Genomic DNA, 16,970 nt, shown 5'->3' with positions numbered 1-16,970 from the left:
TGGACACACGTGTTGAACTTTAACATTGGATGTATTTAAATGCAATAACCAATTGTGCTTTTGGTATGTTATATCGTTGAACTTTAACATTGGATGTATTTAAATATGTGTAAATAGTTTCTAAACGGTAATGGTTCATTGTTGAACTTTAACATTGGATGTATTTAAATAAAAATACGACATACAATGGGAAAGTCGGCTCGAAAGTTGAACTTTAACATTGGATGTATTTAAATTCGTATTTAAAAAGCTGCTCTAACGCTTTAGCTGAGTTGAACTTTAACATTGGATGTATTTAAATTTAAGTGCCATCCTGCGCCCTTATTTACACAATATGTTGAACTTTAACATTGGATGTATTTAAATTACAAGATTACGACGAAACACAAGAGGGGTATCTAAGTTGAACTTTAACATTGGATGTATTTAAATAGCAGCAAAATTAGATGCAGCTGAAACGAAATTAAAGGTTGAACTTTAACATTGGATGTATTTAAATGGGATGTGATGTTGCTTCTCACTTCATTCTCCAGGTTGAACTTTAACATTGGATGTATTTAAATTCGTAATAGTTTGGATAGAATTCCCGCAACCAGATAGTTGAACTTTAACATTGGATGTATTTAAATTTCATCGGATCCACAAATTTAATGTCCCGGATGATTGTTGAACTTTAACATTGGATGTATTTAAATTTATCTGATCCCAGAGCATGTCGACGGGAGAACGCGTTGAACTTTAACATTGGATGTATTTAAATCGGTTGTAATTAGTCAACATCTCAATTTGAAAACACGTTGAACTTTAACATTGGATGTATTTAAATATGGCAAAAGTCGCAGAGCGGGAAGGTGCCGGGGATCGTTGAACTTTAACATTGGATGTATTTAAATGGGCTTATTTGTCGGCTTATTTGGCAGATGTAGAACGTTGAACTTTAACATTGGATGTATTTAAATTGCCCGGCGGGTACATGTGGAGCCGCCCCCCTTTTAGTTGAACTTTAACATTGGATGTATTTAAATTTGTTTCCGATTGTGCCAAATTCATCGTCAATATTCGTTGAACTTTAACATTGGATGTATTTAAATAGCATTAATTCCTTGAAGTTTTGCAGTGGCCCGCCGGTTGAACTTTAACATTGGATGTATTTAAATGTCTGCTCCATCTCATCCAAAACATGCGAATATGTTGTTGAACTTTAACATTGGATGTATTTAAATAATTTTACGCAAACAACGAGGTGATTGGGTAGCCCCGTTGAACTTTAACATTGGATGTATTTAAATAGAGTGCGATCCGGTGCAGACTGCGCAAGCCTAATCGTTGAACTTTAACATTGGATGTATTTAAATCAAAGAATGTAAAAATAGATTTAATCTGCTCTTCATGTTGAACTTTAACATTGGATGTATTTAAATAACATTTTTTGCGTGTTGGCGTGTTGGCGGTACATAGTTGAACTTTAACATTGGATGTATTTAAATATGCTTATCGCAATCAAGCGTATTTTAAGGTTTTGAGTTGAACTTTAACATTGGATGTATTTAAATCGGGCAACCGTTAGGATGTTTGTTTTCTCCCGGTTCGTTGAACTTTAACATTGGATGTATTTAAATTCGAGCGTGACCAGGACGGTGAGGCATCGTGAAACCGTTGAACTTTAACATTGGATGTATTTAAATAGAGACGCATTAAAAGCATCTTTTGCAGTCGCAGACGTTGAACTTTAACATTGGATGTATTTAAATTCTCCCATGTACTTTAGAATAAATGCCTCTCTCTCGGTTGAACTTTAACATTGGATGTATTTAAATAGATATCCTGACCATACGGCTTTGGGGTCACTTTCGTTGAACTTTAACATTGGATGTATTTAAATTAATGGGTGGAACCAACAACCGACTGAAATGGAAGAGTTGAACTTTAACATTGGATGTATTTAAATAAGGGGAGAGCGTTGATGAATTTACAAAAATTATTGTTGAACTTTAACATTGGATGTATTTAAATAATATTTGAAAGGCGAATATACAAAGCATGAACATGGTTGAACTTTAACATTGGATGTATTTAAATCGTTTTCTTTGCTTTGTCTTTGCGAAAGCACTGGGAGTTGAACTTTAACATTGGATGTATTTAAATCGATGCACATCGAAGTTTACAAACGTGTATAACATGTTGAACTTTAACATTGGATGTATTTAAATTTTTTTTATCTCTGGTGCTGTTTCTTCCTGCTCGGCGTTGAACTTTAACATTGGATGTATTTAAATGCAGATACAGAAAAAATATTTTTAAAATTTTGTTTTGTTGAACTTTAACATTGGATGTATTTAAATTTGTTGCCCGTAATTTTTCTATTTTTGCATGATCAGTTGAACTTTAACATTGGATGTATTTAAATAAGTCCGCCATACGGATTGCTGCGTCCTCTGTGGACGTTGAACTTTAACATTGGATGTATTTAAATAGATAAAGAAAAAGCTGTTCGAGCATAAATATCCCCAGTTGAACTTTAACATTGGATGTATTTAAATTTGTTGATTCCCGAAATAGATAGAGATGCAACACAGGCGTTGAACTTTAACATTGGATGTATTTAAATTGTTTAAATTCCTCCTTAAAAATTTTTATGTAATGTGTTGAACTTTAACATTGGATGTATTTAAATGTTACATCCGTCCATTTTTCCAAAACGCGCGATCCGCTGTTGAACTTTAACATTGGATGTATTTAAATACGGGCTTTGCATTGACGCGCTCATGACCTTTGCGTTGAACTTTAACATTGGATGTATTTAAATATTTGACGACAGCCTCAAGTTTGTATCTGTACTTTAGTTGAACTTTAACATTGGATGTATTTAAATAAGTTGGATGCAAGAGGCGATCGTTGACAGGGTTGTGTTGAACTTTAACATTGGATGTATTTAAATAGCGGACATCCCGATCAAAAGCACGGTGGTCTGCGAGTTGAACTTTAACATTGGATGTATTTAAATTCGTAAAGCCTCCGTATAGCCAAACTAACCACATGTTGAACTTTAACATTGGATGTATTTAAATCAGACAGCCTGTTGCTTGCCCCAAAACCTTTGTTTGTTGAACTTTAACATTGGATGTATTTAAATCTGGACAAGCATCCGTCAGATGTGCTGGGTGATATCGTTGAACTTTAACATTGGATGTATTTAAATCTATTACAAAACACGATCCGCAACAAGTGAAAAAGCGTTGAACTTTAACATTGGATGTATTTAAATCCGTTCTGCAAAGTATTGAACAAATTAGCAAACAAGTTGAACTTTAACATTGGATGTATTTAAATTAGAATCTTGGGACTATGTGCTTCAAATGGCTGTTTGTTGAACTTTAACATTGGATGTATTTAAATTGATCATTCGTAATTGTGTAATGCCAACCTATCGCGTTGAACTTTAACATTGGATGTATTTAAATAGCTGGACGAAATGCACACTTACTTTTAGTTGTAGGTTGAACTTTAACATTGGATGTATTTAAATTACCGTAAAGCAAAAAGGCTTTACAGTTGATCACGCGTTGAACTTTAACATTGGATGTATTTAAATATCCACGCCCCCAAGTAGGGAGCGACACGCTAGCAGTTGAACTTTAACATTGGATGTATTTAAATACAAATACACTAAAACCGTACCCGCGCCTGTCGATAGTTGAACTTTAACATTGGATGTATTTAAATTGTGGGAAATGCTTAGTTGACGAGCGTATCAAGCACGTTGAACTTTAACATTGGATGTATTTAAATCTTTAAAAGTCGGATCTTTAAAAATGATTCCTTCTTGTTGAACTTTAACATTGGATGTATTTAAATCGTTTTTGCAAGGTAATCGAATGTATGTGTCGTAGTTGAACTTTAACATTGGATGTATTTAAATTCCAGCACGACGCCAACAAACTCGCTTGGCTCAAGTTGAACTTTAACATTGGATGTATTTAAATGTAGAGTATGGGGCGCTATTAAAACTGCTGTTTCTAGTTGAACTTTAACATTGGATGTATTTAAATATCTTAATAGCTTTTAACGTCCCGGACGTAATGCTAGTTGAACTTTAACATTGGATGTATTTAAATTCGCTGTCGCGCCATAATAACTTGTACCAAAGTAAGGTTGAACTTTAACATTGGATGTATTTAAGGCTTGCTGAATAAACAAAAATTCCAGATTTGACAAGGATTTTGGCCACTTTTGTCGAATATAAAGTGTAAGGATTTTATAGGAAACGTGTAAAAAACCTTGCACTTGGAGGCCGTTACGATGTACAAAAAGACCGAACATCAATTAACTTTTGTAGAAGATTTTTTTCTACCATTCGGTGGAAAATTAAATAAAGAAAATCGCTGGGTCCGTCTTGCTGAATTAATCCCTTGGTGGAAGGCTGAAGAAAAGTATGCCAAGTCCTTCAAGAAAAAATTCAAGAGCGAATAGACAGACTTATTCTGTCAGAATTGCTCTTGGGGCTCTATACAAAGAAAGGCTTGGGCTATCTGACCGGGAAACAGTCCAACAGATCACGGAAAACCCGTATTTTCAGTATTTTATCGGATTACCTGAATTCCAGGAAAATGCCCCATTCTATCATTTTCTGATGACTCGTTTTAGAAAACGTTTGGGTGCAAACATCATCAATGAACTGAATGAATGGATTGCTCTGGAAGAACAAGAACGCCAATCGGAAGAGCATCTAAATGATGATCACCATGATGCTGACGATCATAGTAGTGGTGATCATCAACCTTCTGGTCCTGCTTCGGAAGAGACTTCAACTGGATCGGCTTCTCCTAAAACGAAGAACAAAGGAAAGCTCATTCTGGACGCAACCTGTGCACCGGCTGATATTGCTTAGCCTACTGACCTGGGGCTTTTAAACGAAGCCCGTGAGAAACTGGAACATATCATCGATGTACTGCATGAACCGTACAAAGGAAAATTACGAAAGCCACGGACCTACAGAAAAAGAGCCCGCAAGGACTATCTTTCTGTCGCTAAGCAACGCAAAGCAGATGCCCGAAAAAACCGGAAAGTTGTCGGTAAACAGCTTGGATGTGTGAAAAGGGATCTTGCGATCATTGAAAATCTTGTTACCCAAAGTTGCCTGTCCTTTTTGAGCAAAGATGAATACCGACAACTCCTCGTGATTCATGAACTTTACCAGGCAGAAATTTACAAAAAGAAAACACATCGGATTGACCACCGGGTTGTGAGCTTTTCCCAGCCGCATGTCCGTCCAATTGTGCGTGGCAATGCAAAAGGGAATTCGGTTCAAAAGTCGCCATCAGTGTTGTAGGTGGCTATGCTTTGATTGAGCAACTTGACTGGGAAAATAACAATGAAGGGATCACCCTTAGAGAATCTATTGAGAACTACTACAACCGGTTCAGATTTTATCCAGAAGCGATTTTAGCAGATAAAACCTACCGAAACCATGATAACCTGGCATACTGCAAATCTCTTGGCATTCGTCTGAGTGGGCCTAAGTTAGGACGTCCATCCAAAACGGAAGGCAAAACCTTAGAACGCGTGGCAAGGCAGGATGCCTCTGAACGTAATGCCGTTGAAGGCACGCGCAAGTATGGGCTAAGACTTATTTAAGCACACCCTCATGATACCAGCGAAGCAGTAGTAGCACCAATTCTTATCATGAAGAGCGCGGAAGCTCAGGGTTCTTTTTTAAAATTTTTATACAACACTTTTTTATAATAATCGGATTTGAACTTGAAGATGACTGAATCTTATTTCAGATATGAGGAGTAAAAATTTTTCGAGATGATTTAAATATACCTCTCAAAAAAGCGGCTAAATATGTAATAATTAGAGCTTACTGGACGAATATTTTGGCATTGCTTACTGACAAATCGGATACAAGCTAAAATTCGATTCGTTCAGCAAGCCCTAATTAAACTTCGCTGTTTTGAGGAGGTTTTTATTTTGGTTACCATATAAGATGAACTAACCATCTTATATAGGGCTTGCTGAATAAGCAAAAATTCCAGATTTGACAAGGATTTTGGCTACTTTTGTCGAATATAAAGTGTAAGGATTTCAAAGGAAACACGTAAAAAACCTTGCACTTGGAGGCTGTTACGATGTACAAAAAGACCGAACATCAATTAACTTTTGTAGATGATTTTTTTCTACCATTCGGTGGGAAATTAAATAAAGAAAATCGCTGGGTCCGTCTTGCTGAAATGATTCCTTGGTGGATGGCCGAAGAAAAGTATGCCAAGTCCTTCAAGAAGAAATTCAAAGGCGAAAAGGCTTATTCTGTCAGAATCGCTCTTGGGGCTCTTTATATCAAAGAACGGCTTGGGCTGTCTGACCGGGAAACAGTCGAACAGATCACAGAAAACCCGTATCTTCAGTATTTTATCGGCTTGCCTGAATTCCAGGAAAAAGCCCCATTCGACCATTCTCTGATGACTCGTTTTAGAAAACGTTTGGGCGCAAATATCATCAACGAACTGAATGAATGGATCGTTCTGGAAGAACAAAAACGCCAATTGGAAGAAGCATCTAAGGAAAACGACAACAATGATGATCAGGATCACGACGATGAAGATCATGATGATGAAGATCGTAATGATCATGATCATGATCGTGGCGATCTTCAGCCTTCCGGTTCCGATTCAGAAAAGCATTCAACTGAATCGGCTTCTCCCAAAACGAAGAACAGAGGAAAGCTCATTTTGGACGCAACCTGTGCACCGGCTGATATTGCTTACCCTACAGACCTCGGGTTGTTGAACGAAGCCCGTGAGAAATTGGAACATATCATTGATGTCCTGCATGAACCACACAAAGGGAAATTACGTAAGCCACGGACCTACAGAAAAAGAGCCCGCAAGGACTATCTTTCTGTCGCTAAGCAACGTAAAGCTGGCGCCCGGAAAATCCGGAAAGCTGTAGGCAAACAGCTCGGATATGTGAAACGAGATCTGGAGATCATTAAAAATCTTGTTTCCCAAAGCTCTCTGTCTCTTTTAAGCAAAGATGAATACAGGCAACTTCTCGTGATTCATGAACTTTACCGCCAACAGGCAGAAATGTACAAAAAGAAAACACACCGGGTTGACCACCGGATTGTAAGCATTTCAGTTCTGAAGAGTAAATTCATCAATTTTTAGATGTTTTATGATAAAATGACTTATCCACATTTAGAAAATTTTTCCATCTATTTTTTCTGCTTTCAAAGTCAAAAAGAGCCGAATTTGCAAATTTCTTTTTTAAAATTGTGGATAACTTCAAAAAAACCTTTTTTTACATCACATCCTTTGCTATAATATAACCATTAAGTAAACCTTACTTGTATTGGCTTACTTAAATGGGTGAAATCCTCGTCTGTTAAAATGCGTGTCCGAAACGATTCCAACAGATTTGAGGATTTTTCTTTTGCCGTTTTTTTGAGTGCTTTTAAGATTGACGAACCTTTTTCAAACAGCTGTCTAATAATATCTGTTATTTGAACTAATAAATAATGATTTTTCATGGCTGTGTAGTTTTGGCTATTGGCATGTTCTATATTGTAACGATTATTTTTTTGTTCGTTAAATCCTTGATTTTCAATCTTCCAGCGGCTTCTTCCTGCAGCGATGAGTCGTTCCACGTTCTTTTTCGTGATTTTAATATCCGTTATAAATACATACTCTTTCGATTTCCCATCCTCTGTTTTCATTGTGGCCTCCATCAGATTGACCGTTCTGTCTTTGTAGGCAATATCATTCACCCAAACTAATGAATTCTGATCCTTACTTTGTTCCAGCTCTTTTATTGCCTTAAACTCCGTCGAGATACTTTTAATTCTCCCTTCCTTAAATCTGCATATATATTTCCATTTGTGCGCCCTGCACAGATTAAATACCGTTTCACATGCATAGAGACTATCTCCCAAGATACAAATCGGTAGTCTTTTAAATATTTTTTTTATTTTCTTTGCCAGCCTGTCGAAGGCTTTTAATTCACAATCTTGCTTAGAAACATTTTCTGATTCATTTTCGATAAATTCGGAGGCAATACTGAAGACCATATCCCCCACGACAAGCTTGGCTTCAAGTACATGGTGCATATAAAGTACGTTCGTTTCTCCTGTTTCTTTATTTGTATATGCCCGTCTCAGGCAGTGTTTACAATGTTTCTCATGAAAGGTGTGTAATCCAGTTCCATCAATGATGACACCCCAGTACTTTCCTTCAATTCGATAAGACTCGAGAGACCTTTTTTTCAATAATTCTTTAATCATATACGTTCTAATTTTTTCTAATTCATTTACATCTAAGCCAGATAAAAAGTCGTTAATTGTATCATAATGTGGAAGTTCTTCAAGAGAATCTAAGCCTAACACCTTCCCTACATTTTTAATACATTCTTCTTTATTAAAACTCTCACTCATGTTTCTCATGGATTTTAGGCCGGTCATATTTTTCAACATCATCGTAAATAAAAGGACCTCTGGACCATAAGTGATATAGCTTTGATGTCGGTGGTCTGCTACCTTTTTTAGGTTATTCATCAGGTCTTTGAAAAAATGCTTCTGAATTTTAAGGAACTCGAAAAAATAATTTGCTTCTTTTTCACGATTTCTTTTTTCTTTTCTAGTAACCAAAATAAAAACCCCCTCAAAACAGCCAAGTTTAATTAGGGCTTGCTGAACGAATCAAATTTTAGCTTGTATTCGACTTGTCACTAAGCCATGCCAAAATATTCGTCCAGCAAGCTCTAATTATTTAAATTATTACATATTTAGCCGCATTTTTGGGGGGGAATAGTTAAATTATCACGAAAAATTTTTACTCCTCAGAGCTGTAAGCATTTCCTAGCCACATGTCCGTCCAATTGTGCGCGGCAAGGCAAAAGCGAACGTGGAGTTCGGTTCAAAAGTCGCCATCAGTGTCGTAGATGGTTATGCCTTGATTGAGCACCTCGACTGGGAAAATTACAATGAAGGGACCACTCTCAAGGAATCTGTTGAAAACTACTACAACCGGTTCGGATTTTATCCGGAAGCGATCTTGGCAGATAAAATTTACCGAAACCGTAATAATCTGGCATACTGCAAATCTCTTGGCATTCGTCTGAGTGGGCCAAGGTTAGGACGCCCATCCAGAACGGAAGACAAAACCTTGGAACGCGTCGCAAGGCAGGATGCCTCTGAACGTAATGCCGTTGAAGGCAAATTTGGCGAAGGCAAGCGCAAGTATGGGCTGGGCCTTATTCGAGCACGCCTTCAGGAGACCAGCGAAACAGTAGTAGCCCTTCAATTCCTCATACTGAATCTGGAGCGCAAGCTCAGGGTTCTTTTTTTGAAATTTTTACACAACACTATTTTATATTTTGATAATCGGAATTTGGCTTGTATCTGACCAAATTTGATTCGTTCAGCAAGCCCTATATAGCGTGCAAATTTTTCCCTGCATTGTTGATGAAACCTTTACATTAAAGTTGGCCAAGCTGTCCGAATTCTTGTCAAGCCTCTACTCTTGTTTATTAGTAAGTCCCAAGTAAGATTTGCTGAGCAAACCTTACTTGGCTTGTATTCGATTCATTCAACAAAATCCAAACAGAAGAAAGCACCCATAAAACTGATTGATGTCGATTTCGCCGCACTTCCAAACAACTTTCGGTCTAAAATCCCCTTTGTTTTTTCGTTCCTAGAATTCTTTCAGAGTCCTGGGCTTTTCCTTATTCACCCGCCCCCCGATTATGTATTTCTGTCATCCTCATCGTCCAGTTCCCTGATCAAATTCCAAGTCTGATAAATCCGGCTTGCCATTTTCTCAGGATCTTTCAGCATCATTTGATATAAATCCGGTTCATGGCTCAACGTTTCAAGCAGTTTCTTTTCCGGATTACTGACCGCTTCATTTGTTTTCAGGCCCACATGGTTGGTAAGGCCTAAAAGATAATCAATGGATACTTTTAACACTTGCGAGATCCGGTATAACACCTTAATAGAAGGAAAACTGTATCCAGTTTCGTAGTTCGAAATGTTCCGGTCGCTTACCCCGACCCTTTTCGCAAGTTCAGGCTGGCTGTAGCCTTGAGCTGCCCGCACTTTTTTCAAACGGGCTGCGAATATTGCTTTAACGTTATCCATGTTTTCATTCCCGTGATCGGCCATCGCTACTGCTCCTTAAAAAAATCAAAAAAGATGGTTGACTTCCAAAATAATTGTGTATAATATAAGTGTATAGAAATTATTTTGTTGATGAGTGTCTGTACAAAGTTGACAAAGAGCCGGAGACACAAAGAAAATAGAGCTTCAGCAAAAAATCCCCCCTATTTTCTCATGATTCTTACTTGCAGTTCCCAAATCCAAAGTAAGAGTAATACGGTCTCCAGGCTCTATTTTTACAGTCTCCCTTCCAGTTTAGCATGAAAACGGTGTGGTTTTAACCCCTTTTCAAATTGTAAACGCTTTCATATAAAAATGGCGGGCCAATGATCCCTGCCATTCCATCATCATTAATCCACATTGTTGATGAACAAATCCGTTTCTGGCTTGCCAATGAACCAGCTTTCGCGTGCAAAGAGGAGTCCGGGCAAAGGGGCCAGTTCTTGCCGAGACCAGAGATCGCAACCCCTCAAGCAGGCAAGGCAGCTGCATGCCTTTGTAAAATTGCCATTTCCCCAGGTTCATGCACCAATCTTGTCCCGGATTTTTGATGAAACAAATTATAAAAACGCATCATGGCTTACGTTCATTTTCAAATAACCCAGCCCATGCCGGTTCCGTTATTCAACCGGCATGGGCTGGGTTCCTGTAGCAATGGGCAATCGTTATTCTGAAAATGTCTAACCCTCATTTTATTGCATATAAATGCGTATTGAGATTAATGGCCAGAAATCCGGCGTTTTCCGGTGCCTCTTTGTAAATTGTAATGCCCGTGTTGTCTTGCGGGATCATCCGGTAATTTTTAAACGGGACTTCCAGTGTTCCGGCGACGAAAAAGCGGATTGCCATGCTGTGGGCCACAACAAGGACGGTTTCCTCCGGATGTTTTTCCACCAGCTCATTGATACAGGCACGGACACGGTTATAGACTTGGACGGCCGTTTCCCCCGTATAACCCGCATGTGTCGCGCCCGGATCTTGTAGCCATGCCTCCCAATTATCCGCATAGTTTACGGAAAAGTCTTCCTGCCGTTCTCCTTCCCAGGCACCGAAGTCCGTTTCGACAAGACGCGGATCCTGGTGTATTTCCAAATTCCGCCCCTTCACGAGAATTTCTGCCGTACGGACAGCACGGCCCAATGTTGATGCGTAAACCGCATCAAACGGAATGTCCTTTAAAAATCCTGCCGCCAGTTTCGCCTGCCGCACGCCGGTCTCAGACAAACCGATATCGCTTCTCCCGCAATATCTGTTCCGGTCGGCGTTCCATTCTGTCTGGCCATGGCGCACAAAATAAAAAAGTGTCATAATGTACCTCTTTTCACAAAGTATCAACTGGTTTTATTTTAGCAAATTGAAGCGTGGAATGCTATCTCCCGCGGATGACCAGCAAATTGATGCCGGCTATGCAACGCGAATGCGTCCGGCCTCTCGCTATAAAAAAATTTATTTGCTATATTATATTAAAATATTATATAATGGCAAAGGACGCTAAAACATTGGAGAAGGATGAGTTGTTTTTTATTTTTTAAAAACTTCATATCATCGCTCAATTACATGTTTATGTAAACGGGGGAACCAACGGGTGCTTTGGGCACCAGGGGTGAAACCTTTCATTGAAAGGTAGGGAAACTCTTTATTCCCTAATCCGTCAGCTAACCTCGTAAGCGTCTGGAGAGAACTGCGTGTGTTTTTTGGACACGCCTTTTAAGCAAAAATGCTGCGAAGGAATTTCTCTCTTTCGTGGTTTTTTTTCATCCGCAAATTCGGTTTCCGCATGGAAATCCGGAAACCGGTGGTATCTGCAATTTGAGTTTTACAAACAATCCGGTATGCAGCTTGCGTACTGCGCTTTTTGAAAAAATATTGGCATCTGGGAGGGACCTACATGAAAAGAGTGAGTTTAGCCTGGCAGATTTTTATCGGCCTGATTCTCGGTATTGCGATCGGCGGCATTTTTCACGGAAATGACACCGTGGCCCATATTCTCCAGCCGTTTGGCGATTTCTTTTTGCGCTTGATTAAAATGATTGTGATCCCGATTGTCGTTTCAAGCCTGATTGTCGGTGTTGCCGGTGCAGGAGATATGAAGCAGGTTGGAAAGCTCGGCCTGAAAGCATTAATCTATTTTGAAATTGTCACGACCATTGCAATTGTAGTCGGGTTGCTGGCCGGAAACTTGTTCCATCCGGGTACAGGGGTGGATATGGGTTCGCTGGCAAAAACATCGATCAGCAGTTATGTGGAAACAACGAAAGAGACGCAGCACAATGGCATAGTCGATACGATCTTAAATATTGTGCCGACGAACTTGTTTGAATCCCTTTCACAAGGGAACATGCTTCCAATCATTTTCTTCTCTGTCATGTTCGGGATCGGGGTGGCAGCCATCGGGGAAAAAGGAAAACCGGTGCTCCGCTTTTTCCAGGGTGTCAGTGAAGCGATGTTTTATGTCACCAATTTGGTCATGAAAGTGGCCCCGATCGGTGTATTCGGCCTTATTGGCGTAACGGTTGCGCAATTCGGCCTCAAGTCATTGATCCCGCTGAGCAAGCTTGTTTTCACGGTTTACGGCACGATTATTTTCTTTGTGGTTGTCGTGCTTGGCCTGATTGGCTGGCTTTTCCGTGTAAATATTTTCAATCTCTTCAAGATCCTGAAAGACGAATTGATCCTTGCCTATTCCACTGCAAGCTCAGAAGCGGTACTGCCAAGGCTCATGGAGAAAATGGAAAAATTCGGTTGCCCGAAATCGATCACCACACTGGTTATTCCGACCGGATATTCTTTCAACCTGGACGGCTCGACCTTGTACCAGTCGCTGGCGGCGCTGTTTATTGCGCAAATGTATGGGATTCATATGTCCATCGGTGCGCAAATTTCTCTGGTGCTCGTGCTTATGGTCACGTCAAAAGGCATTGCCGGTGTTCCGGGGGTTTCATTCGTCGTGCTTTTGGCGACGCTGGGAACGGTCGGCATTCCGATTGAAGGCCTTGCATTTATTGCCGGGATTGACCGTATTCTGGATATGGCAAGAACAGTCTGCAATGTCGTTGGGAATACACTGGCAACCATTATTGTGTCAAAATGGGAAGGAAAATATGACAAAGAAAAAGGGGAAGCGTACCTTGCTGAAATCAGCGGCGGCGGGCACGATTCCAAAGATCACAAATATGTAACGGAATCTTAAAATCAGCTATGAAGTTAAAGAAGGTGCACTGCCGGAACAGGGGCGGGGTGCCTTTTTTGTTTGCGAATGTTCTGTCCGTTGAAAGATCATCGGCAGTGTCCCCTTTTTGCATGGGCCCGAAAAAATTGTGCCTCTGTTTCCAAGGATTGTTACCGGCCGGGCTGCAATAATGAGCACCCCGGAGCACAAACTATTCACAGCATGTATTGATTTTTGGAGGGATAAAGATGGGCAAAAAAATGCTGCTGTGGGCAGCGGTACTGTCCCTCGCTCTTTTTCCCCGGACGGAACATGCGGATGCGGCTTTTTGGTTTCAGCCGAAACGGGCCACTGTCGATTTGCGTTTGCTGGAGACATCGGATTTGCACGGCTATATGCTGAATTACGATTATGCCGCGCGCACTGAGGCGGAGACTTACGGGCTTGCCCTCACGGCTTCACTCATTGCGGCGGAGAGGAAAGCGGCAAAAAATACGATGCTGTTTGATGACGGGGACTTGCTCGAAGGGAATGAAATGGCTGCTTATGTTGCCCGGCGCCCGTTAAAAAAGGGGGAAATTCACCCGTTTATTCGTGTGATGAACCATTTAAATTACGATGCGGCGACCGTGGGCAATCATGATTTTCATTACGGGCTTGATTTTTTGAAACAGACGATCAGCGGAGCAAAGTTTCCGTTTGTGAATGCCAATATATACTATAATTTCGAAAAAAATGATACAGATGACCAAAATTTTTTTAAACCCTATGTGATTTTGAATAAAAAAGTGGAAGACCGGCACGGGCATTCTCATCATTTGAAAATCGGGGTCATCGGGTTTGTCACGCCTTCTGTCATTGAATGGGAAAAACCGAGCCTTGGCGGCAAAGTCAAAGCAAAGGACATCCTGCATACGGCTGCCTGGTTTGTCCCGAGAATGAAGGCGGAAGGAGCCGACCTGATCATTGCGCTCGCCCATTGCGGTGTGGATCCGGCTGCAAAACAACCGTTTTATACAGGGGATGCCGTATATTTATTAAGCGAGGTAAAAGGGATTGATGCCATTCTGTTCGGGCATCAGCACAGGGTGTTCCCGAGCAAATTTTTTGCAGGCGTTCCCGGTGTCGATATCCGGAAAGGGACGATCAATGGCGTGCCTGCGGTGATGCCCGGCAAGTGGGGGAGCCATCTCGGTGTGATCAGTCTCACTTTGGAAAAAAAGGGAGAGAAGTGGGAAATGACGGAGGCGCAATCCGAGGCGAAACCGGTATATGCCACCCACAATCAGCAGGCAAAATCCATTGTCAAGCCGGATCCGGATATTGTCCGGATGACCGCCGAACTGCAAAAAAACGTACTGGGATCCAAGTTTACTTTATATAGCCGAAACTAATTTGCCCATGCTGCCATTGTTGCGGCATGGGTATTTAAGTGAAGGAAAAAGGGGGCAAATTTTAACATCACCGGGTTCCAGCCGTGGCGTTCTACAATTTGCGGCGAAAATTATAACGGGCGTGCAGGCTCCGTTTGCCGGGAAACGGGGCGCTGTCATACGGTGTACGTTTCTTTTCCTTTTTGTAAAATTTCTTCGTTCGTATCTTTATATCTCAGCATGACATTGACATACAGGGTGTCGATGAGGCTAAGCTGTACGATCCGCGCGGAAAAGGAAGAAAAGCGGAAATCTGCTTCTTGTGAAACTGTAAATAAAGGGACATCGGCTTTCTGGCTTAGCGGCGATTTTGCAAATTGCGTGATCGCGATCGTTTTCGCCCCGGTTTTCTGAACGGCCTGGAGCAACTTCAATACTTCTTTGTCCGCGCCCGCGTGAGAAATGAAAACCGCCACATCTTCTTTGGTGCATCTTGCCGCGCTCAACAGCTGCAGATGGGGGTCTGTATAAGCCGTGACAGCCAAATCCATCTGCAAAAATTTTTCGAGGGCGTCAAGGGCAATAACGGACGCACTTCCGCAGCCGTAAAACACAATATGCTTCGCACGGCAAATCCATTCAACGGCCTCATGCAAATGTTTTTGGTTCAATGTATGGATCGTATCACGCAAGGTCTCGATATTGGATTCAAACACTTTTATGGCAACTGCTTTTTCATTGTCGGTATCTTTCACTGCTTCGTCCATATTTTTCCAGGGGCGGGCGGCTTCCGCAGCGAGCGCAATCTTCAACGCCTGAAATCCGCTGAAACCGATGCGCTTGCAAAACCGGAAGACCGTCGCATCGGCAACAAGCAACTGATCCGCCACCTGGTTGATCGTGCTGTGGACCAAACGCTGCGGGTTCTCAAGGATGTAGTCTGCAATTTTCCGTTCTTTTGCGCTAAATTCGCTGTACATCGTTTGAATTCTATGAAGACACGGGAATGACTGCAATTGTGTGCCCATCTTCAAACACCTTTCTTGTTGTGTCGTACCTTCTGTTTTTATTTTAGTATAAAATCTTCCTTTTTTGAAACCGCTGCCATAAAAGGAATGGGTCAAGTTTTCTTCGCTCTTGCCAGCAAACGGGGCAACCGGCGATACTTTTGCTGCCGCTGAAAAATCAATCCAGTTGCATCCCCCCGCACCAGGCCCGGGTTTTCTCATCATATTTTTAGGGAAAACGGACGGTGCAATCGTGTATAATAAAAATGATGCATCACGATGGGCTGATTTGCAGGCATCTTTTGAAATGGCAGGCGGCAAGCCCGCAACATTTCAAAAAAGGAGGCGTAAAAAGAATGCTAAAAAGATTGGGCTTGATTTGGTTCATCGCTATGATTGCGCTTGGATTCAGCATGAACGGGGTGGCAAAAGCATCTGGCGATAATAGTACAGTGATCGATGAAAAATACGGGAAACCGATCGTTGTAACCGGTGCGGCCCTTTCTGCCTCGCAAAAAGCAGAGGTGGAAAAGGAACTTGGCGTGGACGATGCAAACAATGTGGAAGAGATTACCGTAACCGGTGATGATCTTGTCCATTACATTCCTGACGGCAACCGCAATTCGAATATGTACTCATCCGCAAAAATTACAAGAACGGATTCCGGCGGTGTCCAGGTGAATATTGTCACACCGGAGAATATTACAGAAGTGACAGCGGATATGTATAAAAATGCGCTGCTCACTGCCGGGATTAAAAATGCGGAAGTGGAAGTGGCTTCTCCGCTCAAAGTAACCGGCCATTCAGCGCTTGTCGGTATTTATAAAGCTTACGACGATTCAAGTAAATCCGGGGATAAACTTGATTCAGACCGGACGGAAGTCGCCAGCCAGGAACTGAGTGTCGCAACGGATCTGGCGAAAAAGGAAGGGTTAAGCAATGAAAAAGTGACCCAGCTTCTTACGGAAATTAAGCAGGAAATTGCGGACCAGCATCCGGCCACAAAAGAAGATATTGAAAAAATCGTCGATGATAAATTAAAAGATTTAAACATCAATTTGAGCGATTCCGACCGCCAGCTGCTGTATGATTTATTTGACCAGATGCGCAAGCTTAACATCAATTTTGACTCGGTCAAAAGCGAGTTGAGTTCCTTGTCGGACAAACTGAGCGATAAGATCAATAAAGCAGCCGGAGACAAAGATTTTTGGCAAAGCGTAAAAGACTTTTTCCAAAACATCTTTGACGCGATCCGGGGATTATTCCAATAA

General features: G+C 41.1%; 8 protein-coding genes, 3 pseudogenes, 1 CRISPR repeat array and 1 riboswitch (1 of these 13 cut by a window edge). Of the genes and pseudogenes, 7 read left to right on the top strand and 4 right to left on the bottom strand.

Going from position 1 to position 16,970, the window contains the following annotated elements; all coding sequences use genetic code 11:
- Nucleotides 1-4,181: direct repeats of the CRISPR family, unit length 30 nt; unit sequence GTTGAACTTTAACATTGGATGTATTTAAAT (it extends 2,358 nt beyond the left edge of the window).
- Between the two features lie 118 nt (nt 4,182-4,299).
- Nucleotides 4,300-5,742 (top strand): annotated as a pseudogene (locus NST20_RS13270) (IS5 family transposase).
- A 386-nt stretch (nt 5,743-6,128) separates the two neighbouring features.
- Nucleotides 6,129-7,136, top strand: a pseudogene (locus NST20_RS13265) (transposase); the annotation flags it as partial.
- A gap of 194 nt (nt 7,137-7,330) precedes the next feature.
- On the opposite strand, the gene NST20_RS13260 reads toward NST20_RS13265, so the two are convergent.
- Nucleotides 7,331-8,641, bottom strand: a complete 1,311-nt coding sequence (locus NST20_RS13260) for a transposase family protein (RefSeq protein ID WP_013858128.1) — start codon at nt 8,639-8,641, stop codon at nt 7,331-7,333.
- Nucleotides 8,642-8,840: 199 nt separating this feature from the next.
- Between NST20_RS13260 and NST20_RS13255 the strand changes: the two are divergent.
- Nucleotides 8,841-9,398: pseudogene (locus NST20_RS13255) on the top strand (transposase); the annotation flags it as partial.
- A gap of 338 nt (nt 9,399-9,736) precedes the next feature.
- On the opposite strand, the gene NST20_RS13250 reads toward NST20_RS13255, so the two are convergent.
- Nucleotides 9,737-10,156: a helix-turn-helix transcriptional regulator gene (locus NST20_RS13250; RefSeq protein WP_013860392.1), complete on the bottom strand. Its 420-nt coding sequence runs from the start codon at nt 10,154-10,156 to the stop codon at nt 9,737-9,739.
- Between the two features lie 681 nt (nt 10,157-10,837).
- Nucleotides 10,838-11,458: a histidine phosphatase family protein gene (locus tag NST20_RS13245; RefSeq protein WP_013860391.1), complete on the bottom strand. Its 621-nt coding sequence runs from the start codon at nt 11,456-11,458 to the stop codon at nt 10,838-10,840.
- Between the two features lie 228 nt (nt 11,459-11,686).
- Nucleotides 11,687-11,834, top strand: a riboswitch (cyclic di-AMP (ydaO/yuaA leader).
- A 204-nt stretch (nt 11,835-12,038) separates the two neighbouring features.
- Between NST20_RS13245 and NST20_RS13240 the strand changes: the two genes are divergently transcribed.
- On the top strand, nt 12,039-13,340 hold the full coding sequence (locus NST20_RS13240; protein ID WP_061566115.1) for a cation:dicarboxylase symporter family transporter: 1,302 nt from the start codon (nt 12,039-12,041) through the stop codon (nt 13,338-13,340).
- A 227-nt stretch (nt 13,341-13,567) separates the two neighbouring features.
- A complete protein-coding gene (locus NST20_RS13235) occupies nt 13,568-14,713 on the top strand; it encodes a metallophosphoesterase (RefSeq protein ID WP_342399624.1) in 1,146 nt (381 codons plus the stop codon).
- Between the two features lie 155 nt (nt 14,714-14,868).
- On the opposite strand, the gene NST20_RS13230 is transcribed toward NST20_RS13235, so the two are convergent.
- Nucleotides 14,869-15,720 carry a MurR/RpiR family transcriptional regulator gene (locus NST20_RS13230; RefSeq protein ID WP_342399623.1) on the bottom strand — a complete coding sequence of 284 codons (852 nt, stop codon included), beginning with the start codon at nt 15,718-15,720 and terminating at the stop codon, nt 14,869-14,871.
- A 109-nt stretch (nt 15,721-15,829) separates the two neighbouring features.
- Here NST20_RS13230 and NST20_RS13225 point away from each other — a divergent pair, with 109 nt between their 5' ends.
- Nucleotides 15,830-16,144, top strand: a complete 315-nt coding sequence (locus NST20_RS13225; protein ID WP_265114816.1) for a hypothetical protein — start codon at nt 15,830-15,832, stop codon at nt 16,142-16,144.
- Complete coding sequence (locus NST20_RS13220; RefSeq protein WP_328013379.1) at nt 16,056-16,970, top strand: DUF1002 domain-containing protein; 915 nt, start codon at nt 16,056-16,058, stop codon at nt 16,968-16,970. The genes NST20_RS13225 and NST20_RS13220 overlap by 89 nt, the downstream gene beginning before the upstream one ends.

The sequence above is a fragment of the Weizmannia sp. FSL W8-0676 genome (assembly GCF_038593015.1).
In the GTDB taxonomy this organism is placed as follows: Bacteria; Bacillota; Bacilli; order Bacillales; family Bacillaceae_C; genus Weizmannia; species Weizmannia coagulans.
Note: the sequence above shows the minus strand (reverse complement) of the source record. Positions and strands in the feature narration are given on the sequence as shown.